The 24,321-nt window shown below is 41.4% G+C and carries 23 protein-coding genes; 19 read left to right on the top strand and 4 right to left on the bottom strand.

What is annotated here, in order from left to right; all coding sequences use genetic code 11:
• The first annotated feature begins 6 nt into the window (after positions 1–6).
• Positions 7–1,050, top strand: coding sequence for an AI-2E family transporter (locus VGD82_RS03080; protein WP_331018989.1), 1,044 nt, complete (start codon positions 7–9; stop codon positions 1,048–1,050).
• Positions 1,051–1,149: 99 nt separating this feature from the next.
• On the opposite strand, the gene ppk2 is transcribed toward VGD82_RS03080, so the two are convergent.
• From ppk2 to VGD82_RS03100, 4 genes are all read right to left on the bottom strand, one after another.
• The gene (gene ppk2, locus VGD82_RS03085; protein ID WP_331018990.1) at positions 1,150–2,325 is read right to left on the bottom strand and encodes a polyphosphate kinase 2; all 1,176 of its coding nucleotides are present in this window, start codon (positions 2,323–2,325) and stop codon (positions 1,150–1,152) included.
• A 221-nt stretch (positions 2,326–2,546) separates the two neighbouring features.
• On the bottom strand, positions 2,547–3,503 hold the full coding sequence (locus VGD82_RS03090) for a M48 family metallopeptidase (protein WP_331018991.1): 957 nt from the start codon (positions 3,501–3,503) through the stop codon (positions 2,547–2,549).
• Positions 3,500–4,018 (bottom strand): SH3 domain-containing protein, encoded by a 519-nt coding sequence (locus tag VGD82_RS03095; RefSeq protein WP_331018992.1) that lies wholly within the window; start codon positions 4,016–4,018, stop codon positions 3,500–3,502. The genes VGD82_RS03090 and VGD82_RS03095 overlap by 4 nt, the downstream gene beginning before the upstream one ends.
• The gene (locus tag VGD82_RS03100) at positions 4,015–5,706 is read right to left on the bottom strand and encodes a CHASE2 domain-containing protein (protein ID WP_331018993.1); all 1,692 of its coding nucleotides are present in this window, start codon (positions 5,704–5,706) and stop codon (positions 4,015–4,017) included. Before VGD82_RS03100 ends, VGD82_RS03095 begins: the two co-directional genes overlap by 4 nt.
• 190 nt (positions 5,707–5,896) lie before the next feature.
• On the opposite strand from VGD82_RS03100, the gene VGD82_RS03105 reads away from it, so the two are divergent.
• The 18 genes from VGD82_RS03105 (at position 5,897) to VGD82_RS03190 (ending at position 24,321) form a co-directional block, all read left to right on the top strand.
• Entirely contained in the window at positions 5,897–7,216 is a 1,320-nt protein-coding gene (locus tag VGD82_RS03105; RefSeq protein WP_331018994.1) for a DNA recombination protein RmuC, read from the top strand.
• Positions 7,217–7,233: 17 nt separating this feature from the next.
• Positions 7,234–7,491: a molybdopterin converting factor subunit 1 gene (gene moaD, locus VGD82_RS03110; RefSeq protein ID WP_331018995.1), complete on the top strand. Its 258-nt coding sequence runs from the start codon at positions 7,234–7,236 to the stop codon at positions 7,489–7,491.
• A gap of 31 nt (positions 7,492–7,522) precedes the next feature.
• Positions 7,523–7,981 carry a molybdopterin synthase catalytic subunit MoaE gene (moaE, locus tag VGD82_RS03115; RefSeq protein WP_331018996.1) on the top strand — a complete coding sequence of 153 codons (459 nt, stop codon included), beginning with the start codon at positions 7,523–7,525 and terminating at the stop codon, positions 7,979–7,981.
• 1 nt (position 7,982) lies between these two features.
• Positions 7,983–10,091, top strand: a complete 2,109-nt coding sequence (locus tag VGD82_RS03120; protein ID WP_331018997.1) for a Lon protease family protein — start codon at positions 7,983–7,985, stop codon at positions 10,089–10,091.
• 22 nt (positions 10,092–10,113) lie between these two features.
• Positions 10,114–10,512 carry an RNA-binding S4 domain-containing protein gene (locus tag VGD82_RS03125; protein ID WP_331018998.1) on the top strand — a complete coding sequence of 133 codons (399 nt, stop codon included), beginning with the start codon at positions 10,114–10,116 and terminating at the stop codon, positions 10,510–10,512.
• A gap of 173 nt (positions 10,513–10,685) precedes the next feature.
• A complete protein-coding gene (locus VGD82_RS03130; RefSeq protein WP_331018999.1) occupies positions 10,686–11,039 on the top strand; it encodes a MarR family EPS-associated transcriptional regulator in 354 nt (117 codons plus the stop codon).
• Positions 11,032–12,150: a DegT/DnrJ/EryC1/StrS family aminotransferase gene (locus tag VGD82_RS03135; protein ID WP_331019000.1), complete on the top strand. Its 1,119-nt coding sequence runs from the start codon at positions 11,032–11,034 to the stop codon at positions 12,148–12,150. The genes VGD82_RS03130 and VGD82_RS03135 overlap by 8 nt, the downstream gene beginning before the upstream one ends.
• A gap of 2 nt (positions 12,151–12,152) precedes the next feature.
• Entirely contained in the window at positions 12,153–13,307 is a 1,155-nt protein-coding gene (locus VGD82_RS03140; protein ID WP_331019001.1) for an ATP-grasp domain-containing protein, read from the top strand.
• 9 nt (positions 13,308–13,316) lie between these two features.
• Positions 13,317–14,423, top strand: coding sequence for an FkbM family methyltransferase (locus VGD82_RS03145; protein WP_331019002.1), 1,107 nt, complete (start codon positions 13,317–13,319; stop codon positions 14,421–14,423).
• Between the two features lie 69 nt (positions 14,424–14,492).
• Positions 14,493–15,620 carry a Gfo/Idh/MocA family oxidoreductase gene (locus VGD82_RS03150; protein WP_331019003.1) on the top strand — a complete coding sequence of 376 codons (1,128 nt, stop codon included), beginning with the start codon at positions 14,493–14,495 and terminating at the stop codon, positions 15,618–15,620.
• 158 nt (positions 15,621–15,778) lie between these two features.
• Positions 15,779–17,221 carry a lipopolysaccharide biosynthesis protein gene (locus tag VGD82_RS03155; protein ID WP_331019004.1) on the top strand — a complete coding sequence of 481 codons (1,443 nt, stop codon included), beginning with the start codon at positions 15,779–15,781 and terminating at the stop codon, positions 17,219–17,221.
• A gap of 4 nt (positions 17,222–17,225) precedes the next feature.
• Positions 17,226–18,155 (top strand): hypothetical protein, encoded by a 930-nt coding sequence (locus VGD82_RS03160; protein WP_331019005.1) that lies wholly within the window; start codon positions 17,226–17,228, stop codon positions 18,153–18,155.
• A gap of 93 nt (positions 18,156–18,248) precedes the next feature.
• Complete coding sequence (locus VGD82_RS03165) at positions 18,249–19,211, top strand: glycosyltransferase family 2 protein (RefSeq protein WP_331019006.1); 963 nt, start codon at positions 18,249–18,251, stop codon at positions 19,209–19,211.
• Positions 19,208–20,101, top strand: coding sequence for a glycosyltransferase (locus VGD82_RS03170; RefSeq protein WP_331019007.1), 894 nt, complete (start codon positions 19,208–19,210; stop codon positions 20,099–20,101). Before VGD82_RS03165 ends, VGD82_RS03170 begins: the two co-directional genes overlap by 4 nt.
• Positions 20,098–21,042, top strand: coding sequence for an SDR family oxidoreductase (locus VGD82_RS03175; RefSeq protein ID WP_331019008.1), 945 nt, complete (start codon positions 20,098–20,100; stop codon positions 21,040–21,042). Before VGD82_RS03170 ends, VGD82_RS03175 begins: the two co-directional genes overlap by 4 nt.
• A gap of 114 nt (positions 21,043–21,156) precedes the next feature.
• A complete protein-coding gene (locus VGD82_RS03180) occupies positions 21,157–21,717 on the top strand; it encodes a sugar transferase (protein ID WP_331019009.1) in 561 nt (186 codons plus the stop codon).
• A 42-nt stretch (positions 21,718–21,759) separates the two neighbouring features.
• Entirely contained in the window at positions 21,760–23,646 is a 1,887-nt protein-coding gene (locus tag VGD82_RS03185) for a nucleoside-diphosphate sugar epimerase/dehydratase (protein ID WP_331019010.1), read from the top strand.
• Positions 23,647–23,778: 132 nt separating this feature from the next.
• Complete coding sequence (locus VGD82_RS03190; RefSeq protein ID WP_331019011.1) at positions 23,779–24,321, top strand: hypoxanthine-guanine phosphoribosyltransferase; 543 nt, start codon at positions 23,779–23,781, stop codon at positions 24,319–24,321.

Raw genomic sequence — 24,321 nt, forward strand, 5'->3', positions numbered from 1 at the left:
GTAGATATGGCTAAGATTACACAGGAATCACTCGTTGCCAAAGCAACAGGATATGACATTGCGGCTTGGCTAATTACAGGGATTGCATTATTTTTTGTGCTTAAGTTTAGCTTGTTACCCGCATTGCTAGCTGGTTTGCTGGTGTATCAGCTAGTGCACATGATTACCCCTTATATCTCACGCAGATTTCCTAGTAAGCGTCCTAGTAATTATTCTAAGATTTGGGCAGTCGGCATTCTGGTGTTTATCGTTGTTAGTTTGCTATCACTCGCCGGCGCTGGTTTAACAGCATTTTTACGCTCAGACGCTGGTAGCTTAACCGTGCTTTTGGCCAAAATGGCACAAATTTTAGAAGACTCCAGAAAAATATTACCGAGCTGGTTATTAACGCATTTGCCAGCGGATGCACTGACATTTAAAGAGATGTTAACTACATGGCTGCGCACACATGCCGGCGAGTTGCAGGTGGTGGGCAAAGAGGCTGGGCGCGTTACTGCACATATTTTGATTGGCATGATTGTAGGTGGCATGCTGGCGCTACGTGAGGCTGTGACGGTTGAGCATTTCAAACCATTTGCCGGGGCGCTTTACATGCGCTGCGCATTGTTAAGCGATGCGTTCAAGCGCGTGGTTTTTGCGCAAATTCGCATCTCTGCTATTAATACCTTTTTTACTGCAATTTATCTGGCAGTGGTGTTGCCTCTGATGGGGATTCATTTGCCGTTGGTGAAAACCATGATTGCGATTACCTTTGTAGTTGGATTGATTCCGGTGATTGGCAACCTTATTTCAAATGCCGTGATTGTCGTGGTAAGTTTAAGTCAAACCCTAGCTGTGGCATTAGGCTCTTTGCTCTATTTAGTGATTATTCATAAATTTGAGTATTTTTTAAATGCACGTATTGTTGGTGGCCAAATTCGCGCTAACGCATGGGAGTTGCTGATTGCCATGTTGTGCATGGAGGCTGCATTTGGGCTGATAGGTATTGTGGCAGCACCTATCTATTATGCCTATATCAAAGCCGAGTTGCGTGTGCGTGATTTGATATAACGGGTGCTCAGCTTGCTGAAACGCTATTAAGGCTAGCTCTTATAATACATTGTCTAGCCTTAATGCTCTAAAACTTCCTTTAGCCAGTTGTGCGCAATGCTAAAGGATAATGTGATTATGCTCACCACGTTCATACACAATATGTGCTCGTCCTACCAATAGTGGGTCTAGGTTGCCAATCGCGTCTATGTCTTTATTGGTGTAGGGGAGTTTGTGTAATACATAGCGCATCGCGTTCAGGCGTGCCCGTTTTTTGCAGTCAGACTTGATGACAGTCCAAGGTGAGTCAGCCGTGTCTGTATGAAAAAACATGGCTTCTTTGGCTTTGGTATATTCATCCCATTTGTCTAGCGATGCCAAATCAATCGGGCTAAGTTTCCATTGTTTGAGTGGGTGCATTTCACGCTCTTTGAAACGTCTGCGTTGTTCTGATCGGCTCACAGAGAACCAGAACTTAATGACATGGATGCCACACCTTGTAAGGTTGCGCTCAAAATCCGGTGCTTGACGCATAAACTCAAGATACTCATCATTGTTGCAAAAGCCCATCACGCGCTCAACGCCAGCACGGTTGTACCATGAGCGGTCAAACAGTACGATTTCCCCAGCGGTTGGCAATTGGGAAACGTATCTCTGGAAGTACCATTGACCACGCTCGACCTCACTCGGCTTTTCAAGTGCCACTACACGTGCACCGCGCGGATTAAGGTGCTCCATAAAGCGTCGGATGGTACCGCCTTTGCCTGCTGCATCTCGTCCCTCAAATAAGATGACTACACGCTGACCAGTTTCTTTTACCCAAGCTTGCAGTTTTAACAACTCTACTTGCAAGCGATATTTCTGTTTTTCGTAAGATTTGCGTGAGAGCAGGTTTTGATATGGATAGCCACCATCCCGCCAATCTTTAGCTAGTGCTTGGTCATTACGTAAGCGTGATTTAATGGTTTTAGAGTCTCTAATCACGGTGAGCGCTTTACTTAGCGCTGCGGCATCATCGGGGGAGGCGCCTTTGAGTATGGTATGCAATGCATCAGGCAAAGTTGATAAGTCGTTGCGTGAAATGCGTTGAATAATATCCTGCACAGCTTCCAATTTAGAGCTCTGCGCAGCAGCGATTTTTTCACTCACTGCAAAGTTTTCAATTCCGCTTGCGGTGGCATCTGGCGCAATGTCGCCTGAGGATACTTTGCGTTTTTTTGAGGTGTTGCTAGTAGGCTTGGCGATGGTGTCTTTTAAGGTGCTGCCAGGTTTACTCTCTTTTTGTTTCGTAGCCATAAAACAATCTCCTGCAATGTATAAGGACATTTTTATCCTTGTGCATTGAGATGTCAAACAACTCAATCTGCAATTAGCGCTTTGTTTGAGCAGGATCAAACAAAGCGCTAATGCATCACCAAAATTCACTTAATTTTTTGGTGACTTTGTCACGCTAACCATTCAACAAGAAAAATTGTTTACTGTATGCATGGCTAGCATTTACCTCAATACATCACTCATTACTTCAGTAGATAAAATCTATTTTCCAGCGTTTTGCCAGTTATTTTATCTAACTGTGAGCCTACAGATTCACTTAGCGCAGTGAGTCTCTCATCTGGGTGAGGGTGGGTTTTAAATAATAAAGCAACACTGGCATCATTGCTGCTGGATTGCCCAAGTGTCTGCAATACTTCAGCTAAACCATAGGGCTCGTAACCAGCACGTGTTGCGTAACTTAAACCTAAGCGATCGGCTTCATATTCTGCTGATTTATCTAGACTACGTGCGCTGATTTCGGCGCCACTGCCAATTGCTTTGCTAATAAGGGCGTTGTCTTTTGCGTATTTGTCACTTAATAATCCCGCACCCATGCTTAGCAGTTGTTGTTTTTGCAGCACTTTGAGCTGGTGTTTTTTAACGACATGAGCAATCTCGTGCCCTAAAACACCGGCTAGTTGTGCTTCATTTTGAAGCTTGCGATATAAACCTTTGGTCAGCATGATGTAACCACCAGGCGCGGCAAACGCATTTAAGTCTTCACTCTCAATCACGCCAAAACGCCAAGGCAGTTCTGGGCGCTCAGATTGTGAGGCAACCCAACGACCCACTGAGTTAACGTATTTTTGTAGCGCCGCGTCTTTGACTAACGGCGCTGCACCTAATAGATTTCCTGCAATTTCCCGCCCAAGGCTGATTTCTTCTGTGGTGCTCGGGTTTTTCCAGTTAAAAGCTGCTTCTTGGCTGGCTGTGGTGCTGTTAGCTTTTGCACTATCTGTGCTGCTCGCTGCCTCGGCTGGGTTAGTTTGGCTGTCAGTCTTTTGGCCGATTTCTTTCTCTACAGCATCTTTTAGCGCGCCTTTGAAATCAAAGGCTGCACTTTGCAGGCTAACTAGCCCCAGCAGAGATGCAAGTAGGGTGGAGATTAGGTTGCGTTTATGGGTGGACATAATACTGGTCACTCTTGGTTTAGCGTTCATTCAGTACCGCCTTTCGCTTCTTTTAAGTTCTTAAATGCGATGCTATTCAATTTACCTGCTTTGGCGAAAGCGCGGCCTTTATCTGCACTTAAAGTATAGCTTTCTAATGTTTTAACTTCTTCTTCATTAAATTTAGCTGCTTTTAATTCTTGTTCACTCAAGCCGCGAACACCTGTGGTGGATACCACTTGCCCAGTTCCAGCTCTGCCGCTAGCCACCGCAAGTACTCCAGCTGCTTGGTTACCTGCACTTGCAGCGCCGCGTTTGACTGATAGTAAACGTACCCAGCCAGAACCTTTTGCCGACTTTACTTGTAGCCATGCGCCTTGTTTTTTGATGATTTCCAAATTTTCACCGCGTGCAAAGCTGCCAGTGACTTTGGCATCTACAAACGGCTCGCTACGCAAGCTGTCGTTCTTAAGAGCGCTGCCTTTTTCGGCAGCTACGCACATGCCTGCATAAAGCAGGGGCACTAAACTACTCAGAATGAGTGCATGTTTTAAGTAATGTTTCATTGGGCTCCACTTTCTAATATATCTAACTTGATAATAGCTTGAGCAAACAGGCCGCGCCATTGATTTGCCATTGGTTTTTCTGTGTTTAATGTTCCATTGTGCAGGGTATAACGCGCAGTCGTGTCTTCCGGAATACCTGTGCCTTGTAATAGTTGAGCCAATTGCGTGCCAAGTTTTGTTGCATCCTGCATGGCTTGGCTTGCTTCGGCTTCGCTGTCATGCGCATAAGCCCAGCTCACAATAATCATGTCGCTAAATAGCCCCCATATGCCACTTTGTGTCCCTTTTAAAATTTCCACAGTGGCGCGGTGCTGGAGGCGCTGCTCAATTTTGTACTGTAACTTTTTGAGCAAGCTATCGCTCAATGGTTCTCGTGTTTCAAACATAATCGGCATAAGTAAAATTGCTGCGCCTTTTTTACCTGATTCTACATCGTTGGCGAGTAAGCGCTGCATTGCCCTGTCGTTAGCCAATGCATATATTTTAGCCACACTGAAATACAAAATTGCCCATGTAATAGGGCCAGTTAAGTCTAGATAAGTATCTGTGAAGTTAATCGCCAAGTAAGATAACGTAATCAGTATGATTTGGCTGCTACTAAAAATTCTGGTGACTTTATCGCGATCTACGTTGTGGAAAAATGCTAATGCAGTGAGCCAAACGAGCGCTAGGCTCATCAGGATGTATGGTGTTTTTCCGCGCCATACTTTTAGGTAGTCATCATGTTTAACGTTATCAATAGCGGTTGCCAGTATCTCCACCCCGGGGTGAGCTTTCGCCATCGCGGTAGCTTTTAGGTCAAATAGCGATGGTGCGGTAGAGCCGATAATCACTATTTTGTCTTTAAACTCATTCGCCGGGCGCTTTTTCACTTTGCTTGCCATGTCGGCATACACATCACTAAACGTGACAAATTGGTAAGTAAATGGTTTGCCACGCCAGTTAATCAGCATGTTTTGCGGCAGGGTGGCTGAATTGGCTTGTGTGAAGTTGGCTACCGCAAGTGGTAAAGATGGCAAGATCCAGCCACTTTCATCATGCCAGAGCCTGTACTCGCGCACGATGCCGTCTTTGTCTGGGTAAATATTGTGTGTCCCTAAATGTCTAGAGTTAAGCGCTGCTGCTAAGTGTGGCAGCACGATGGCAATCGGTTGTGTTGTTCCTGTTTGGTCTGGCCCAGCACGTTTAATGCCAGGAATCATATTAGGAGTGACTTGGCTTAAATTATCACTTGCCTCTGCCAAACGCAGCATGGGGAAGAAGGTGTTTTTTGTGCTGGCAATCACCTCGTTAAAATAGGCATCGCTGTCTGGGTTGTAGATGTCAGGGTCGCTAAACAGAATATCAAACACAACGGCTTTAGGTTGCTGTGCTTCGATGTTTTCTAAGAACTCGCCAAGTACCTGCCTAGGCCAAGGCCAGCGGCCGTACTCTGCAGACATTGCGCTTAACGATGCCTCGTTGATGTCTACAATGACAATATCCGAGTCTGGTTTGGGTACCATGATGCGGTTTTTTACCATCATGTCAAACGCCCGGTCGCGCATGTTTTCACCCACATGAAACACGCTGGCATCTAATAAAACTAGCACTGTGAGCAGTGCACTCAAATACAAATAAAAATTGTTATGTAGCCTGCGCGTAATATTGGCTAGTTGCTGGTTTAGCAGTAATTTGAGTTTAAGCACGATAAGCCTAACGAGAGTGGTAATAAAGTTAAGTTTGGCATAATCCTGCGCATTTTAAAAACGCTCTTTTTAAATTTTTTGCAGATAGCTGTTTGTATGCAGAATCATAAGCAGTAAGTTTATGTCGTAATCTATGTTAAAGCCGCGAATTTATACAGAAGCTAAACAAGCATCGGGTATAATTTAGCCTATGTTACAAATCATTATATTAATTACTGTCTTTGCTGTTCTTGTGTTACTTCTATTGCAGATGTGGCGAGGAAGCAAGGTTGATCACAACGCGCTTATACTGCAACAGCTAGAAGAAAAGCATCGCGCCATGTTGCTGGATTTTAACGATGGCCTCAATAAACTAGGTGACAGGTTAAGCAGCGCTACCAATGAAACCAGCGAGCGCTTGCGCGCCAGTGTGGCAACTGAGCTGCAAGCAACGCGAGATGCAATGCAGGCTTTGCAATTAGCGCAAAACAATAGCCTCTCCCAAACCCGCGAAACTGTGCTGGAAAAACTGCACACCACATTAGCTGAGCAGGGTAAAGCAGAGCAGGAGTTGATTCAGTCAACCATGCGCAATGCCACTTTGCAATTAACCGCAAGTATTGAAGCGCTAACCAAGTCAGTGGATGGACGGTTAGAGCTTATCGGCGGCAAGGTTTCTGAACGCTTGGATGAAGGCTTTAAAAAGACCAATCAAACCTTTATGGATGTGATGGCGCGTTTAGCGACCATTGATGAAGCGCAAAAGAAAATTGATGGCTTAACCACCAATGTGGTTAGCTTGCAGGAATTGCTCGGTGATAAACGTTCACGCGGTGCTTTTGGCGAAGTGCAATTGGAGGCCTTGGTACGCAATGTATTGCCCGTCAACTCTTTTGCAATGCAGCATACGTTTGAAAACGGCACGCGTGCCGACTGCGCATTGTTTTTACCTGAGCCAACAGGCGTGGTGGCAGTTGATAGTAAATTCCCGCTGGAAAATTACCACCGCATGCTGGACAACAAACTCAGTGAAGCAGAAAAACTGATTGCAGAAAAACAGTTTAAATTAGATGTTAAAAAACATGTGGATGACATTGCGACCAAGTACATTATTTCCAATGTGACTTCCGATGGCGCTGTTATGTTTATTCCGGCTGAGGCTGTGTTTGCTGAGTTGCATGCATACCATGCTGATGTGATTACCTATGCCATGAATAAACGTGTTTGGGTGGTTTCACCTACAACGTTAATGGCCGTACTAAATACCGCGAGAGCTGTCTTAAAAGATGTGGAAACACGTAAACAAGTGCACGTTATTAAAGAAGAGTTAGGTAAACTCAGTAAAGATTTTGGACGTTTTGACCTGCGCATGAAAAAGCTGGCAGACAATATTCGTCAAGCGCATGAGAACGCACAAGATGTGCATATTTCTAGCCAGAAAATTTCACAGAGATTTGCACAAATTGAACGTGTAGAATTAACTAATAGCACACTAGATTTGCTCGATGTTGTAGATGATAAAACGGATTAATTAAACTAAGTAACCCAATGAAAATTAAATTATTTTATTTTGCAAGATTAAAAGAAACGCTTAAATATTCAACAGAAGACTTAGAGCTACCGGATGATGCGCTGACAATTTTAAAGTTGAAATCAGTGCTCGCTAAACGTGGTGATGTTTGGGGGCAAATGCTCATGGGTAAACTGAAAGTGCGCGCAGCTATTAATCATGAGCTTGTGGATGACAAAGCTGTTATTAATGATGGCGATGAAGTAGCCTTTTTCCCACCAGTGACAGGTGGTTAATGCGCTTGCTTTACACTGATGTGATAAAACTATGACAGTAAGAGTGCAAACAGCGGATTTTGATATCGGCGCTGAGATCAATCAGTTACGCCAAGCACGCAAAGATATTGGCGCAGTGGTGAGCTTTGTTGGTTTGGTGCGTGACTTAAACGATGGTGATACTGTTTCACAGCTTACGCTTGAACATTATCCCGGTATGACGGAAAAGTCGCTTACGGCTATTATTCAGCAAGCAAAAAGCCGCTGGAATATCATGGACGCTCTAATCGTGCACCGTGTTGGTACGCTGCAGCCTAGCGATCAAATTGTGCTGGTCATCGTGACGAGTGCGCATCGTGGTGACGCATTCTCTGCCTGTGAATTTATGATGGATTATCTTAAAACAGAAGCGCCATTCTGGAAAAAAGAAGCAAACTCAACAGGTGAGCACTGGATAGAGGCTAAATCAGCAGACGATACGGCGCGTGATCGCTGGAGTATAGAAAAATAATATGCAAAAAATACTAACACCTCAAGCGCTAACGATTAATGTAGCATTAGAGCAATTCAACTTTGCCGATACATCTGAACTCAGTGCTGAAGCACACGATAGTGCACAATATCAGGCCTGGGTGGCACAAGCCGAGGCGAAAAAAGCTGCCGAATTCGGACTTAGCATTCAGCAGACCGGTTTTAATTTGCTCGCGTTAGGTGAGCCGGGCTCAGGCCGTACTACGTTAATGTTAGGCGTAATGCATGAGGCTGCAAAAAAGTGGCCGGCAGCCAGTGATTTAGTCGCCTTGTATCAGTTTGAAACCAGCGGCAAGCCTTTGTTTATTAAATTACCAGCTGGTGCAGGTACGCAGCTTAAACAAGCGCTAGATAGTTTTGTACGTGTATTTGCCAAAGATATCTCCAGTTTGTTAGATGCTAAAGTGCAGCAAAATTCTATCGCTCCATTACAAACATTTGTTGAGGCGCAGTTAAACACAGTTAAAGCTAGCCTGACGCTGATAGAGCAAGATAAAATTCCAGCGCATTATTTTAGTACTCTGCAGAAAGATATATTAGAAACGCTGGAAAACTGGCAACCTACTACAAGCCCAGAGGGTGAAAGTAACCTCGAGGCGTTAATGTCTGAGAGCTTTTTTGGCCGCTACCGTGCCAATGTGCTAGTCGAGCACCACGCCACACAGCATGCGCCAGTGGTTTACGATAATGACCCTAGCTTGCAATCTTTGTTTGGCGGCATAGAAGGCGCCAGCGAAGCCAGTAATACTCCCGACTTTATGCGTTTACGCGCAGGTAATTTAATGCGCGCAGATGGCGGCACGCTGTTACTACATTTACGCGACATTCTTGCCGATGAGCAAAATGGTACACATATCCTTGAAAAGTTGCATCGCTTCCTCCGTAACGGCACTTTGCAGATTGAAGATTTAAGCAGCAGTAGCAATCAGGGCAGTAGCTTGATTAATGCGCAGGCGGCAATACCGGTATCAGTAAAAATCGTGTTGATTGCTACACGTGAAGATTATTATGAGTTGCTGGGTGTTAAGCCTGATTTCTTTGATTACTTCCCCATTAAGATTGAGTTTGCCGATCAGGTTAAAGCTAGCCCTGAAAATTATGCTGCATATGCGTCCTTTATTGCACATAAATGCCAGCAACATCACTGCCGTCATGTGACTGCGGATGCTGTCGCGGCATTGTTGCAGGCCATGCATCGCTTGATTGAGGATCAGACGAGGTTGAGCACCAAGTTTGCAGTGCTGGAAAAGTTGCTTTTAGAGAGTGCCGCAGCAGCCAGCCTGCGCGGTGCTGAACTTGTGACGGTTGAAGATGTTAAATCAGCCATTGCCCGCAAATATGCGCGCCACAGCTATATTGAAGCGCACATGCGCGACTCTATCGTAGATAAAGAACTTATCATCAGTGTGCATGGTGAATGTATCGGCCAAATTAACGGCCTGACACATATCGATTTATCTGAGGCAAGCTTTGGCTCACCAGTGCGTATCTCAGCAAATTGCTACCCTGGTAGCAGGGGGGTGCTCACCATAGACCGTGAAGTAAAAATGAGCGGGCCTACCCACGATAAAGGTGTGATGATTTTACAAAGTTGGCTGCATACTAATTTTGCACATTTAAACCCGCTCAACCTCACGGCCTCACTGGTGTTTGAGCAAGAGTACAGCGGCGTGGATGGTGATTCAGCCTCCTGTGCGGAGTTGTTTGCGTTGTTGTCATCACTTGCACAAGTGCCAATTAAGCAAGGTATTGCGGTGACCGGCGCGTTAAATCAACACGGAGAAGTATTACCTGTTGGCGGCCTAAATGAAAAAATTGAAGGCTACTATAGAGTTTGTAAAGAAATAGGCTTGGATGGCAAACAAGGGGTGTTGATGCCAGAGCGTAATATGCGCCACCTCGTACTCAGTGATGAAGTGATTCAAGCCGTTGAGCAAGGCCAGTTTCATATTGCCACCATGAATAATGTCGCTGACGGTATTCTCTACCTGACAGGGCATCAACTGCAATCTGTGAATGTCATGGCAGAAGTCGTGCTTAAAGACTTTAAAACAATCCTAGAAACTAACTCGCCTAAACGGCCCGCTTAGGCATGCATTAAGTTGATTGAAAATGGCAAACGAAGCAGAAGACAAATGCAGACTAGATAAATGGCTATGGGCTGCGCGTTTTTTTAAAACACGCAGCCTTGCCACAGCGGCTATCGACACAGGCAAAGTCCATGTAGATGGGGATCGCGTAAAACCAGCAAAAGAAGTGCACATTGGCCAAGTGATTCACATTCGTAATCGAGACTTTGAAATTGAAGTCAATGTTCAGGCGCTATCTAACGTGCGCAGAGGAGCGCCAGAAGCAGCGTTGCTATATAACGAAACTACTGAAAGCATTGCCAAACGCGAAAATGCAAAACTCACGGGAGAGCATGATTTCGCCCAGCGAGATAGGGGTGCAGGGCGTCCAACCAAAAGGCAGTTAAGGGACATTAAGAAATTTACAGGCAGTGCTTATTAGAAGTATTAATCTTTCTTAATATTTTATGTACAAGTTAAAGCGTAAAGGCTCTTAATGAGTGATGATTTATAAAGCAATGGGCTACAAGCTATAAACACGTATGTTTTTATTGGGGCATAATATATACTCCATATATTGTTCAATCGATGAACGTGGGGTTGCTGTTTAACATTATGCTAACAGATGAGTACCGCTACAAAATACTTAAACTGGTTGAGCTAAGGCCGGAAATAACTCAACGTGAACTAGCTGAAGTGCTAGGGATTAGCTTGGGTAAAGCAAACTTCTGCCTTCAAGCCTTAATGGCTGTTGGCGTGTTAAAAGTAAGCAACTTCCGTAACAGCAAAAATAAATTGGCTTATATGTACTTGTTAACCCCCAAAGGCGTTGAAGAGAAAGCCAAAGTAACTGTTAGGTTTTTGCGTAATAAAATGCATGAATATGAACTTCTTAAGTTAGAGATTGATGCACTGGTGAACGAAGTTGCACAATCGAATCAAAAAAATCTGATTGATAATAATGGATAAAATAAGCAAACCTATTTATGTTACTCAGCCTAACTTGCCACCGTTGCAAGACCTTATTCCTTTTTTGGAAGAAATATGGGCGAATAAAATACTAACTAACGGTGGCCCTCTTCACCAACGTTTAGAGAAAGAGCTTTGTGAGTATTTAGGTGTTGAGCATCTTTCTCTATTCACTAACGGTACTATAGCTTTAGTAACTGCATTGCAAGCTTTGAACATTAAAGGTGAGGTAATTACTACACCTTATTCATTCGTTGCAACTTCACATTCTTTACTGTGGAACGGTATAAAACCTGTATTCGTTGATATTGATCCTGATACGTTAAATCTTGACCCTTCTAAAATTGAAGAGGCTATAACCTCTCAAACTACCGCCATTATGCCTGTTCATTGCTACGGGCATCCTTGTGATGTGGAGGCAATTCGCAAAATTGCTGATAAATACCAGCTCAAAGTTATTTATGATGCTGCTCATGCTTTTGGTGTGAAGGATGCCGGTGGTAGTGTTCTTAGGCATGGTGACCTTTCAGTACTAAGCTTTCATGCAACAAAGGTGTTTAATACTTTTGAGGGTGGTGCAATTGTATGTCCGGATGCAGAGACTAAATTACGAATTGATCAATTGAAGAATTTTGGGTTTGTTGATGAAGTAACAGTGACTGAACCTGGTATTAACGGAAAAATGAGTGAGTATAATGCTGCGGTTGGATTATTACAGCTCAAGAATGTAAATGCCATGATTGAGAAGCGCAAGGAAATTGATAGCAGGTATCGGAAGCAATTGGCAAATGTTAAGGGTATCCATTTCTTGGATGCTGATAAGGATGTTGTTTTAAATTATTCATATTTTCCAATATTAATTCAAGCCGATTATCCACAAAGTAGAGATGCTCTTTATCAGATACTTAAGGATCATGGAATTTATTCGCGCAGATATTTTTATCCGTTAATTACTAATTTTCCTATGTATCAAGATATGGCCTCTGCACATGTAAACAATTTACCGTTAGCTAATGACTTAGCATCCAAAGTACTTTGTTTGCCTATATATCCTGATCTCGACTTTTCAGACGTAGATGAAATTTGCAATGTTATAAGGTTGGTTGTTTAACGATGAGTAGAGTCCTGTTAATTGATACAAATTTGTCGTCGGCTCCTATATATGACTACTTGATTGATAAAGGCTATGAAGTGTATGTGGTTGGGGGAAACCCAAATGACTATTTAGCAAAAAAGGCTAAAAACTACATAAATGTTGATTATTCACAGATTCACTTAGTTCGTGAATTAATATCTGATTTAGATATCAGTTTTATAGTGCCGGGATGTAATGACCTCTCTTATTTAATTAGTGCTAAGCTGAGCGAAGAGATTGGTTTTTTTGGAATAGAGACATTAAAAAACACTCAAACAATCAATAATAAAGAAGAGTTTAGGGCGTTCGCAATTGAAGCTGGATTGCCGGTGCCTAAAACCTTTACTAGGGAAAGTGTAGGTAATAATTGGCCAATGATTGTAAAGCCTGTTGATGCTTTTAGTGGACGTGGTGTAACAGTGGTTCATGCGTCTGAGCAAGCTAACCTGGATGATTATATTAATCACGCAAAAAGCTTCTCCAAATTAGAGAAATATATTATTGAAGAGTACGTTGAAGGACAGTTGTACAGTCATTCGGCTTTCATTGTGGATGGAAAAATAGCCGTTGACTTTATCGTAGAGGAGCATGGTACGGCAAACCCATTTGTTGTGGACACCAGTAAGGTTGATTACAACTTCCCACAAGAAATGCTTACTCATATTCGTCATTCAATAGAGGTGATGGCTGCCAAACTTGGCCTTATTGATGGTCTGATTCATACTCAGTTTATAAGAAAAGGCCAAAAATATTGGCTGATTGAAGTTACTCGACGCTGCCCTGGTGATTTGTATAGTCAACTAATTGAGTTTTCAACATCGTTTAACTATGTTGAGTCTTATGTTTCACCATTTATCAATAAAATATCACCATTAACTAATTATCAAAATAAGAAGTCATTGGTAATGAGGCATACAATCTCTCAGCCTGTAGATGGTTTTTTTGGGTCGATTAAGTTTAATCGTGCCGTAAATATTGAAAAATTATTTCCAATTAGCCTCGCTGGGGATTATGTTAAAGCGAGTCCATTTGGCAGAATTGGAATCTTATTTTTACAAGAGCAGTCACAAGAGGATTTTGATGACTGTTATTCGAGCACGCTAAAACGCACGCTTTATCAAATACATCATTAATGAGTAATTATGAATAAATTGAAACTTAGTAAAGAGGAATTTTTTTCAACTGTAGATTCTGCAATTAACTTCGAAAGCAGTAATCAGGCGCTTATAAATTCATTCATGAGCAATACTAAAGTTGCTCGTTATGTTATTGGTAAGAATAAACAGTCAGAAGAGCTAATCAAGCTCATGAGCATTGATGGTTTAATTGATGATTACGATACCCATAGTAATAGTTGGCACGGGGTACCTATTATTAAAACTTCAGATGTCCCATCAGAGTCAATAGTTGTAAATTGTTCGACTTCAATTAGTCCTGTTTCGGTACAAAACAACTTAAAAAAAGCTGGATTGAATAATGTAATTGCAATAAGTGAGCTTTTAAATGATCCAAATGCAAAAGTTTCATTGCCTTGGTTTGTAGAACAGCAACGTGAAGACTACCTAAAATTTAAAAATGAGTGGTTCAATCTTTATCAATTAATGTCTGATGAAGAGTCTAGAGAAGTGTTTATAGATGTACTTAGATATAGGTTAAATCCTAATCCAATTTACATGCATGAGTATCAGGTTCGGCTGAAAGATCAATACCTTGAAGACTTCATGATGTATCAGAATGAGGTGTTTGTTGATGCTGGTGGGTTTGATGGCGACACTACTGAAGAATTCTGTAGTAGATATCCAGACTATAAAAAAGTATTTCTGTTCGAGCCTTCAATTCGAAATATGCAGGCAGCGAAAGTTAGATTGGCTAAACTGCAGAATATAGAGTTTTTAGAGGTTGGATTATCTGATAGTGTTGGGCGCTTATATTTTAATCCAGATGCAGGGTCTGCTTCTGCCGTAAGTCAGGCAGGCAGTGAGTCTATTGATGTGACTACACTTGATAATGCAGTAAATGAGCCTGTCTCTTTTATTAAGATGGATCTCGAAGGTTGGGAAATGAAAGCGCTAGCTGGGTGTGAGCAACATATTGTGAAAGATAGGCCTAAGCTTGCAATTTCTGTTTATCATGGCGCATCTGATTTTAGAGATGTGCCACGTTATATCTTGTCGCTGAACCCAGACTATAAAATTTACTTCCGCCATTACACTCAAGGTTGGTCTGAATCAGTAATGTATTTTATTTAAGAAGCTATACATATAGTTTTCATATTCACTCACTTTTTAGTGAGTAAATGTAATTGAGGTCTCTTTGTTATGACATTTGAATCGATTGAGCCATTGCGTGTCGGATTTGTTGGTGGGGCACTTAATTCCGCAGTAGGGTATACACACTTTAATGCAAGTCGGTTAGATGGCCACTTTCGTGTTGAGGCTGGCTGCTTCAGTCGTAATACTAAACACAACGAGCTAACTGCCCAAACCTACGGGGTTGCAGCCAATCGTATCTATGATAACTGGCAACAGCTATTTGATGCTGAAAAGTCAAATCTGGATGCGATAGTTATTTTAACACCGACGCCTAGTCATGCTGAAATTGCAGTTGCTGCTTTAGAGGCTGGTTACCCCGTGATTTGTGAAAAGGCACTTGGTACATCAAGTGAAGAATGTCTTTTGATAGATGCCGCGGTAAGTAAAAATAATGGTTACTTAGCTGTAACTTATAATTATTCCGGCTACCCTATGGTTCGTGAGTTGCAAACCATGATTTCAGAAGGTCGTTTTGGAAAAATCCAGCAAATTCATATTGAAATGCCTCAGGAAGGTTTCTTGCGTTTAGGTGCAAATCCACAAGACTGGCGTCGAAGTGATGCTTTAGTTCCAACTGTTTCACTGGATTTGGGCGTGCACATCCATCATTTAGTAGATTTTCTAACTGGTGGTAATAAGCCACAAAAAGTAGTTGGTGACCAATCTAGTTATGGTCAGTTTAATGGTCTGGTAGACAATGTTTATTGCCTGGCACAATATCAAGATGAGTTGAGAGTACAGGCTTGGTGGGGAAAAACAGCATTAGGACAGCGCAACGGGTTACGCATACGTGTCTTTGGTAGTATAGCCAGTGCTGAGTGGTATCAAATGCAGCCTGAGGATCTTCGATGGGCTGATAATGATGGACATTATTACGTGTTGGACAGGGGTTCAAGCGAAGCAAAGACGGCTCAAGAGCCAAGGTACAACCGTTTTAAAGCGGGGCACCCTTCTGGATTTATTGAAGCATTTGCTAATTTATATGCAGACATAGCTGATGACTTGAGGTCTTTCAAAAAGAATAAAACGAGAAGTAATAAATATGTTCACGGTACAGTTGTTGCGGCGGAAGGTATCAGATTTCTAGAGAAAGTTAGTGAGTCAGCTCAGATAGGAAGCTGGATTAATATTTAATAATTGGCTGTGAGATTGATAGTAAAGTTTTTACTAAATTACTCTAAATAGAAATTTTAGATGTAAACGCGACTACATTTTCATAAATGCCTGAAAGTCCTTATTTTTCATAAAAACCCATCTCATGATTAACTTGATTGAGAATATGCAGGCTAAAAGTGTCTTTATCTAAAAAAACAACAACCGGTGTCATCTGGAACTTTTCCGAGCAACTTGGCCGGCGTGCAATTTCTTTACTAATCACATTATTACTTGCTTACTTTTTAGCTCCCGAAGACTTTGGGCTATTAGCAATGATGGCGTTATTTTTAGCATTAGCCACAAATATGATGGACTCTGGGGTTAAAGAGGCGCTTGTAAGGCTTCCAGACGTTTCGGATTCAGATCTAAGTTCTGCATTTTTTCTGAATCTAAGTTTAGGTTTTATTGCATATATAGCTTTATGTTTTGCAGCGCCATGGATTGCTGATTTTTATCATGAGCCCAGGTTAACAGCGCTACTTCAAGTGTCTGGTTTGGTTGTTGTGATTAATGCTTTCCAAGTGATTCAAATTGTAATCATGACACGAAATTTAGATTTCAAATCTCAAGTCAAAATTACGCTGCCTGCTTCCATGGTTTCTGGATTAATAGCAATTGCAATGGGTTATTTGGGGTTGGGAGTCTGGGCTTTAATTGGGCAAATGATTTCATCGTCAGTATTAATTACTATTTTCTTTTGGAATAAGTCTACTTGGCGACCAAAATTTTCTGTTAATTATTTGTTTTTTTTAGAGATACTTAATTTTGGATACAAATTATTTATTTCTGGCGTGTTATCAATATTAGCAAAAAATATTTTTTCAGCTGTAATTGCAAAGCTTTATAGTACAACAACGGCAGGATTATATTATTTGTCTGAGAGGATGCTTGATGTTTTAATGGGGCAGCTTGTTTATGCCATTCAAAATGTTACATATCCTGTATTGTCTTCTATCCAAGATGATACTTCTCGGCTAAAGCTAGCATATAGAAGAATTTTAGGAGTATCTGTTTTTATTATTTTCCCTACTGTTCTTGTTACAGCTGCATTAGCAGAACCATTGTTTAAATTGATTTTTTCTGAAAAGTGGTGGGCTGCCTCCAGTTATTTCCAGATTATGTGTTTAGGTTTTGTTTTTTACCCACTACATGCAATAAATCTTAATATTTTAAAGGTTAGAGGAAGGTCAGATTTGTTTTTGAAGCTAGAAGTCATAAAAGTTTCAATCTCCATATCAATTCTTGCCATTACACTAAATCTGGGGGTAGAGGCGATTCTGCTCGGGCAAGTGCTGTCATCTTTCATTGCATACTTCTGTAACAGTTACTATTCTATTCAGCTTATTAACTATTCATTGGTTGAGCAGTTTCTAGATTTTGCTCCTAGTTTTATACTTGCTGTTCTAATCGCTCTAGTTATCTATTTTTTTCAAAGCTTGTTGCATTGGCACTATCTGATAGAAGTCATTTTATTTGCGACTTTAGGCGCTGTATCCTATTTAGTTTTTGCGTACTATCTGAAGTTAAATGCTTTTAGTGATTTAAAAGCATTTATTCTTACAAGTATTAAAAGAGAGTAATTTAATGAAATTTATTGTTTTTGCGCCATCTTATGATGAAAATTCTGGGGGAGCCATTCTTTTACATAAGCTTTGTTCAGTTATAAATCAACTAGGTTATGAATGTTATTTATATCCTTACTTCGAAAACTTACAAGCGAATAAGTTTAATGTATTAGATGTAATCTACACTTTATTAAAGTCATTTATAAAATCTAAGTTAGTCGTTTATAAAACAAATAAAAACTTTAAAACCCCTTTATTTAATAGCGCTTTAAGTGATATCAAGGGTGATGATTATGTAGTGATTTATCCTGAAATAGTTTTTGGAAACCCGCTAAAAGCAAAAAATGTAGTTAGGTGGTTTTTACACAAACCGGGCTTTCATAACAGTAATATTTTTTTTGGATCAGGTGAATTTTATGTCGATTATAATAACTTTGCAGATGGTTTTAATTACCCAGGGTCTGTTGTCTCTCAAAACAGGCTTAATATAACGCATTCGCCATTAGAGATTTATAATCTACATGATGCATTACCATATGAAAGCAGATCTGGCTCTGCGTACTGTTTAAGGAAGGGAAAGCACAGGAAAATTGTGCACGATTTGTCCGACTCAGTTCTTATCGACGGTAAATCACATGTGGAGGTTGCTCAAATTTTCAAGAGAGTTAAATCTTTCTATTCATATGATATTTACACAAATTACTCACAATACGCTGCACTTTGTGGCGCAGATTCCATCATTATTCCCGAGAGCAGTGTTTCAGAAAATGACTGGCATCCCAATGCTGAAAACAGGTATGGTCTAGCTTACGGACTTGAAAATCTTGATTTCGCAAGAAGCACTAAAGGTAAAGTTTTGAACTCTGTGTTAAAAACACAAAATGATGAGTTGAACATGGTCAGAAGGTTTGTTGAAGATTCGAGTGTTTTTTTTAAAAATAGAGCTTAGTTGATGATGCTAAGCGTTTTAAAGACGCGGTGTTTAAGACTTGCATTTAGATTGATATCAAGAATAAATTTAGTAAAGTTGATCAGGAATTAAATGAATATTGTAGGCGTTGTGATAACTTTTGAGCCCGATGTTGATTGTCTTAACGCACTTCTTGATGCGTTACTTCCTCAAGTAAATAAGATTGTTGTGGTTGATAACTGCTCTAGCAATAACCTAGAGGAAAATGTCATTTCACGGAGTGCTGAGTATATTCAATTGGCCGAAAACTACGGTATTGCATACGCACAAAATATTGGCATTCAATGGGCAGAGGGGTTCGGTGCTACTCACGTGCTGCTTATGGATCAAGATAGCATTCCTTTGCCTAACATGGTAAGTAAACTGAAGTCGGCATTGGAAGCAAATCAAGAAAAGTCTACGGATACACCTCTTTTAGCCGCGGTGGGGCCTTCATATGTAGATAGCCGAAGCAATAAAAAATCCTTCTTTGTTATTGAAGAAAATCATGTACCTAATCGCTGGTTTCCTGATAACGCCTCCTTGGATACTGAGGTTGTGGATGTTATGTTTTTAATATCTTCCGGTACATTGGTACCAGTAGAAGTAATAAAAGCATTGGGTGGCATGCGCAATGATTATTTTATAGATCATGTAGATACAGAGTGGTCATTTAGAGCAAAGCAAATGGGTTATCGCATGGTTGGAGTTCCTTCTGCAGTCATGGAGCATTCTTTAGGTGATGAAGTTAAGGCAATATGGTTTTTTGGCAAACGACAAGTTTCGTATCATTCTCCTTTAAGGGATTATTACATGTTTAGAAATACTCTCTTGATGTTAAGAGATGTGTCGATCCCATTTGTCTGGAGATTACATTTTATTTGGCGTTTGGTGCAGTTTGCAGGGTATTTTTTAACATTTACCCCTTCAAGATGGGAACGTTTATCAAAAATGAGTTTAGGTCTTTATCATGGCCTAAAGAATGTTCGTGGCAAGCTTGATGTCGTCAGTTCTTCATGTCGTGACATTCCTGCGACATTAATTGATTCTAAATGAAGCGAGTAGCCGTATTACTTGCCACTTATAATGGTGAGGCTTGGTTAGAGCGCCAATTGAGCTCCATATTAGCCCAAGTTGATGTTGATTTTGACATATATATATCTGATGACTTATCAATTGATGGAACCGTCAATGTCATAAATGCATACAAAAGTCATCTCAATGTGGTTTTGTTGCCAAATAATGGTCGATTTGGTTCTGCTTCAGCTAATTTCTTTAGATTGGTGCGTGATGCTAATTTTTCGCAAGTAGATTATGTGGCGCTATGTGATCAGGATGATATTTGGTTTAAAGATAAGTTAAATCATGCTATTACGTTAATTAATCAGCAGCATGTCGATGCTTACTCTAGTAATGTTGTTGCTTTTTGGCCAAATGGACGAGATAAGTTAATTAATAAGGCTCAATATCAACAACAATATGATTATATGTTTGAATCAGCAGGTCCTGGCTGTACGTTTGTATTAACAAAGAAACTAGCATTAGAAATACAAAATTTTCTAATTGCAAACCAAGTGCAATGTAAATCGTTAGCATTACATGACTGGTTTATTTACGCCTATGCTAGGTCTAATGGATATAAATGGTTTATAGACCCTACACCACATATGTTATACCGTCAGCATGCTGAAAATGTGGTTGGCGCTAATGTGGGATTAAAAGCAAAATTGGCACGCTGGAAAAAGTTACGTGATGGATGGTTGGTTGAACAAGCTTTATTGATTGCTAGTATTTTGGGATATAGCAACTCCTTGCCTATGCAGAAATTGATGCGATACAACTTTGTGGACAGGCTTTGGTTAATTCTAAATGTAACTAAGCTACGTAGGCGCTTGCGTGATAGAGTTGCCTTGGCTTTATTTTTATTATTGCCTTTAAAACGATGAGTATTCTTGTAACGGGTGCAAATGGTTTTGTTGGTAAGTTGCTTGTTAGTGATTTGCTAAAGAAGCAGTATGATGTGGTTGGCGTCTTACGAAGCCAACATGATAATCAAGCAGATGTTAAGATGGCTGCAATTGGTGAAATAACCGCCGTTACTGACTGGTCGACAGCACTTAATGCTATTGATGTGATTGTGCATTTGGCTGCCCGTGTACATGTGATGAATGATCAGGCATCAGACCCATTGGCCGAGTTTCGTAAAGTGAATGTGGATGGTACGCTTAACTTGGCGCGTCAGGCAGTGAAAGCAGGCGTAAGGCGTTTTATTTTTGTGAGTTCAATCAAGGTTAACGGTGAGCTTACGCAAGTAGATAAACCTTTTGCAGCCTCAGATATACCCTGTCCGCAGGATGCTTACGGTATTTCAAAATATGAGGCCGAGCAGGGGCTGTTAAAGCTGGCTAAAGAAACAGGATTGGAAGTAGTGATTATCAGGCCGCCGTTGATTTATGGTGGTGGGGTGAAAGCAAATTTTGCCAGTATGATGAAGGCTGTAAAACGTGGTTTTCCATTGCCTTTGGGTGCGATTAATAACAAGCGTAGCTTTGTATATGTTGGCAACTTGATTAGTTTAATTTTGAAGTGTATTGACCACCCATCAGCCGCAAATCAAGTTTTTTTGGTTTCTGATGGACATGACCTTTCCACTACAGAGCTATTAAAAGTATGTGCACAATCCCTAGACGTAAGTCCTAGGCTGCTGCCGGTACCTCAGCGTTTTCTAGAAGTTGCTGCAAAGATACTAGGTAAAGAAAGCTTGGCACAACGATTGTGCGGTAATTTACAAGTAGATATTACTAAAACCTGTCAATTGCTAGATTGGGAGCCACAGTTTAGTGTTGAGGATGGTCTTAAAGATGTAGCCGTTGCTTTGCATAGTTAACTGGCTTTTGCTCTGTAGCAACTTTAGGCATGGGGTTGTGAGGTGTTTATGATAAATGTGCACTTGATCTAAACTCTCTAATTTATAGTGTTGTAATGATGTGACTGATGAATAATGAAACGTTTATTTGATTTATGTTTAGCGTTGATCGCCGCATTAACTCTTGTTTTACCGTTTGCAATAGTTTGGCTGATGGTGCGTGTTACCTCAAAAGGCCCTGCGTTATATTGGTCTGATCGTGTAGGGCGTCACAATGTTATTTTTAAAATGCCTAAGTTCCGCTCTATGCGAGTAGATACGCCAGCGGTTGCTACACATTTGCTCAGCAATCCCCAGCAGTTTTTGACGCCTATTGGCTCTTTTTTAAGAAAATCTAGTTTGGATGAATTGCCTCAGCTATTGAGCATTATTAAAGGGGATATGAGTTTTGTGGGGCCGCGCCCGGCATTATTTAATCAGGATGATTTAATTGCTTTACGTACTCAGTATGGGGTGGACTCACTTGTGCCTGGCTTAACAGGCTGGGCCCAAATAAACGGGCGGGATGAGTTGCCAATTCCTGATAAAGTAAGCTTGGATGTCGCTTATTTGCAGCGTCAATCTTTGTGGTTTGATCTGCAAATTATTGTTTTAACTTTTGTAAAAGTTTTAAGAAGAGATGGCATTCAGCATTAGAATGGCGGAGCACACTAACATGTGCGATAAATTAATTACTAAATGAAAAGAACAATGACCAATCCGCGTACTATTTTAGCGATATTTCACGATATTGTTGCAGCTGCATTCGCGTGGGCTGTTGCTTATTTGTTGCGTTTTAATTTTTCAATTCCTCCTGATTTTGCATCTGAGATGTTAGCCACACTAGGCTGGGTGGTGATGTTGCAAGTTAGCGTATTTGTTAGCTTTGGCTTGTATCGTGGTGTTTGGCGTTTTGCCAGTGTTTCTGACTTAAAGCGTATTTTCTTGGCAGTAAGTTCTGCTGCTGTGCTGTTGGCTGCATTCTTTTTTATGCTCAAGACTGATGTTGTGATTCCTCGTTCGGTGTTGGTGCTAGATCCGCTATTGTTAATATTGCTGATGGGTGGGAGCCGCTTTGCTTATCGTGCTTGGAAAGAGCATGTGCTATATGGCACGACCTTGAGGCAGGGGGAACCAGTGATTGTGTTGGGGGCAGGTGAGGCTGCCATCGCATTGGTTAAAGACTTGGCTCGTAGCACGCAATGGAGAGTGGTAGCGTTGCTGGATGATGATTTAACCATGCAGGGGCGTGAAATATTTGGTGTAAAAGTTAGAGGCACAATAGAGCAATTGGCATCGGTAAGCAGGTACTTAAGTGTTAAGTATGTCATCGTTGCAATGCCGTCAGTACATCACCAAAAGCGCAGAGAGGCCATTGAGTTAGCAAATGCGCTTGAGCTAGAGGTCATGACCGTACCTGCGATTGATGACTTGATGAGCGGTAAGGTCAGCGTGTCACAAATCCGCAAGGTGGACGTGGAGGACTTGCTTGGTCGTGATGCTGTGAAGCTTGATAGCTCAGGCTTGCAGATGCTGATTGACCAGAAGGTCGTCATGGTGAGTGGTGCAGGCGGTTCTATTGGCTCTGAATTATGCCGTCAGATTGTAAAATATCAACCTAATATTTTGGTTTGTTTAGATATTTCCGAGTTCTCGCTCTATCAGCTCGAGCAGGAGTTGAGTGCATTAAACTTACCCACTAAATTGATTTATCTGACTAGTGATATAAAAAATAGCGCTCAAATGAACCATATATTAGTGCAGTATAAGCCATCGGTTGTGTTCCATGCAGCAGCTTACAAGCATGTGCCGATGATGGAGAATGGTAACGTTTGGGAGGCATTATCTAACAATGTAATTGGCACGCATACTATTGCCAAAGCTTGTAAAGACAATGACGTTGCTAAGTTCGTATTGATTTCTACCGATAAAGCGGTAAACCCAACCAACGTGATGGGCGCAAGTAAGCGTTTGGCTGAAATGGTGTGTCAGGGCTTGCAGGGTGAGACTGGCACTCGTTTTGTGATTGTGCGGTTTGGTAATGTATTAGGTAGTAGCGGTAGTGTTATCCCCAAGTTTCGTGAGCAGATTGCTAAGGGTGGCCCAATTACGATTACGCATCCTGAAATTACCCGTTACTTTATGTCGATACCAGAGGCTGCGCAGCTAGTGATGCAAGCTGGGTTAATGGGTAAAGGTGGAGAGATTTTTGTATTAGATATGGGGGAGCCGGTAAAGATTGCGGATTTAGCTTTGGATATGATCAGGCTATCTGGCTTTAGTGCAGATGAAATTAAAATCGAGTATGTTGGCTTGCGGCCAGGCGAGAAACTGTATGAGGAGTTGCTAGCTGATGACGAGCAGACAATGCCAACGCCACATGAGAAGCTGAGAATTGCGCAAGCACGTACTGCAAACCTGAGCTGGGTAAATAATTTACTGGTATGGATTGAAGGTTTGCACGGTGCCCATGAGGCTCAAATGAAGCTTGAGCTATCTGGCTGGGTAGAAGAGTACAGCCCGCAAGTGTTAAGCAGTATTGATGCGCACATGCCAGTATCTGCACGGCATGTTACTGTGCATTAACGTTATGCATGGTTTTGAATATCCATTTACACTTTAAGTGCCTTAAATGATTGACTTAATGTGAGCTGCATTCAATAGATTTACAGCTTTAAACCTTTTCTTTTTGTAATTTTTTTATGGGTTAATCGACAATTGGAAACAATGCATCCCCAAAAGCTTTTAGAGAAATCAAATATCATTCATACAAAAGAAGCTGTGCAAGCTGCAATTGTTACGATGGCGAATGACATTACAAACACATTGGCATCCACAAGCCCTGTAGTGATTTGTGTCATGGGTGGTGGGGTTGTGTTTTCTGGGCAGTTACTTACCCAGCTGAGCTTTCCATTAGAGCTTGATTATGTGCATGCCAGCAGATATCAAAATAAAACGGTGGGAAAAATGCTGGAATGGAAAGCGCTACCTAAGTTGGACTTGTCTGGCCGCACTGTACTTTTGTTGGACGATATTCTAGATGAGGGTATCACTCTAAAGGCCATTCAAGATAAATGCATGATGCTGGGAGCCAGCAAGGTGCTTACCGCTGTGTTGATTGAGAAAAAACTTGATCATGAAAAACCAATTAAGGCAGATTTTGTAGGTCTTGAGGTGCCAAATGAGTATGTTTTTGGCTATGGTATGGATGTTTATGGTTGGTGGCGCAACTTACCGGCAATTTATGCATTGCAAATGTAG

The organism is Methylotenera sp. (genome assembly GCF_036401095.1).
Taxonomy (GTDB): Bacteria; Pseudomonadota; Gammaproteobacteria; order Burkholderiales; family Methylophilaceae; genus Methylotenera.

What these genes read in the sequence shown, in the direction of transcription:
- VGD82_RS03080 (WP_331018989.1), top strand. Translation starts at nt 7, where the DNA reads ATGGCTAAGATTACACAGGAATCACTCGTTGCCAAAGCAACAGGATAT.
- ppk2 (WP_331018990.1), bottom strand. Translation starts at nt 2,325, where the DNA reads ATGGCTACGAAACAAAAAGAGAGTAAACCTGGCAGCACCTTAAAAGAC.
- VGD82_RS03090 (WP_331018991.1), bottom strand. Translation starts at nt 3,503, where the DNA reads ATGAACGCTAAACCAAGAGTGACCAGTATTATGTCCACCCATAAACGC.
- VGD82_RS03095 (WP_331018992.1), bottom strand. Translation starts at nt 4,018, where the DNA reads ATGAAACATTACTTAAAACATGCACTCATTCTGAGTAGTTTAGTGCCC.
- VGD82_RS03105 (WP_331018994.1), top strand. Translation starts at nt 5,897, where the DNA reads ATGTTACAAATCATTATATTAATTACTGTCTTTGCTGTTCTTGTGTTA.
- moaD (WP_331018995.1), top strand. Translation starts at nt 7,234, where the DNA reads ATGAAAATTAAATTATTTTATTTTGCAAGATTAAAAGAAACGCTTAAA.
- moaE (WP_331018996.1), top strand. Translation starts at nt 7,523, where the DNA reads ATGACAGTAAGAGTGCAAACAGCGGATTTTGATATCGGCGCTGAGATC.
- VGD82_RS03120 (WP_331018997.1), top strand. Translation starts at nt 7,983, where the DNA reads ATGCAAAAAATACTAACACCTCAAGCGCTAACGATTAATGTAGCATTA.
- VGD82_RS03125 (WP_331018998.1), top strand. Translation starts at nt 10,114, where the DNA reads ATGGCAAACGAAGCAGAAGACAAATGCAGACTAGATAAATGGCTATGG.
- VGD82_RS03130 (WP_331018999.1), top strand. Translation starts at nt 10,686, where the DNA reads ATGCTAACAGATGAGTACCGCTACAAAATACTTAAACTGGTTGAGCTA.
- VGD82_RS03135 (WP_331019000.1), top strand. Translation starts at nt 11,032, where the DNA reads ATGGATAAAATAAGCAAACCTATTTATGTTACTCAGCCTAACTTGCCA.
- VGD82_RS03140 (WP_331019001.1), top strand. Translation starts at nt 12,153, where the DNA reads ATGAGTAGAGTCCTGTTAATTGATACAAATTTGTCGTCGGCTCCTATA.
- VGD82_RS03145 (WP_331019002.1), top strand. Translation starts at nt 13,317, where the DNA reads ATGAATAAATTGAAACTTAGTAAAGAGGAATTTTTTTCAACTGTAGAT.
- VGD82_RS03150 (WP_331019003.1), top strand. Translation starts at nt 14,493, where the DNA reads ATGACATTTGAATCGATTGAGCCATTGCGTGTCGGATTTGTTGGTGGG.
- VGD82_RS03160 (WP_331019005.1), top strand. Translation starts at nt 17,226, where the DNA reads ATGAAATTTATTGTTTTTGCGCCATCTTATGATGAAAATTCTGGGGGA.
- VGD82_RS03165 (WP_331019006.1), top strand. Translation starts at nt 18,249, where the DNA reads ATGAATATTGTAGGCGTTGTGATAACTTTTGAGCCCGATGTTGATTGT.
- VGD82_RS03170 (WP_331019007.1), top strand. Translation starts at nt 19,208, where the DNA reads ATGAAGCGAGTAGCCGTATTACTTGCCACTTATAATGGTGAGGCTTGG.
- VGD82_RS03175 (WP_331019008.1), top strand. Translation starts at nt 20,098, where the DNA reads ATGAGTATTCTTGTAACGGGTGCAAATGGTTTTGTTGGTAAGTTGCTT.
- VGD82_RS03180 (WP_331019009.1), top strand. Translation starts at nt 21,157, where the DNA reads ATGAAACGTTTATTTGATTTATGTTTAGCGTTGATCGCCGCATTAACT.
- VGD82_RS03185 (WP_331019010.1), top strand. Translation starts at nt 21,760, where the DNA reads ATGAAAAGAACAATGACCAATCCGCGTACTATTTTAGCGATATTTCAC.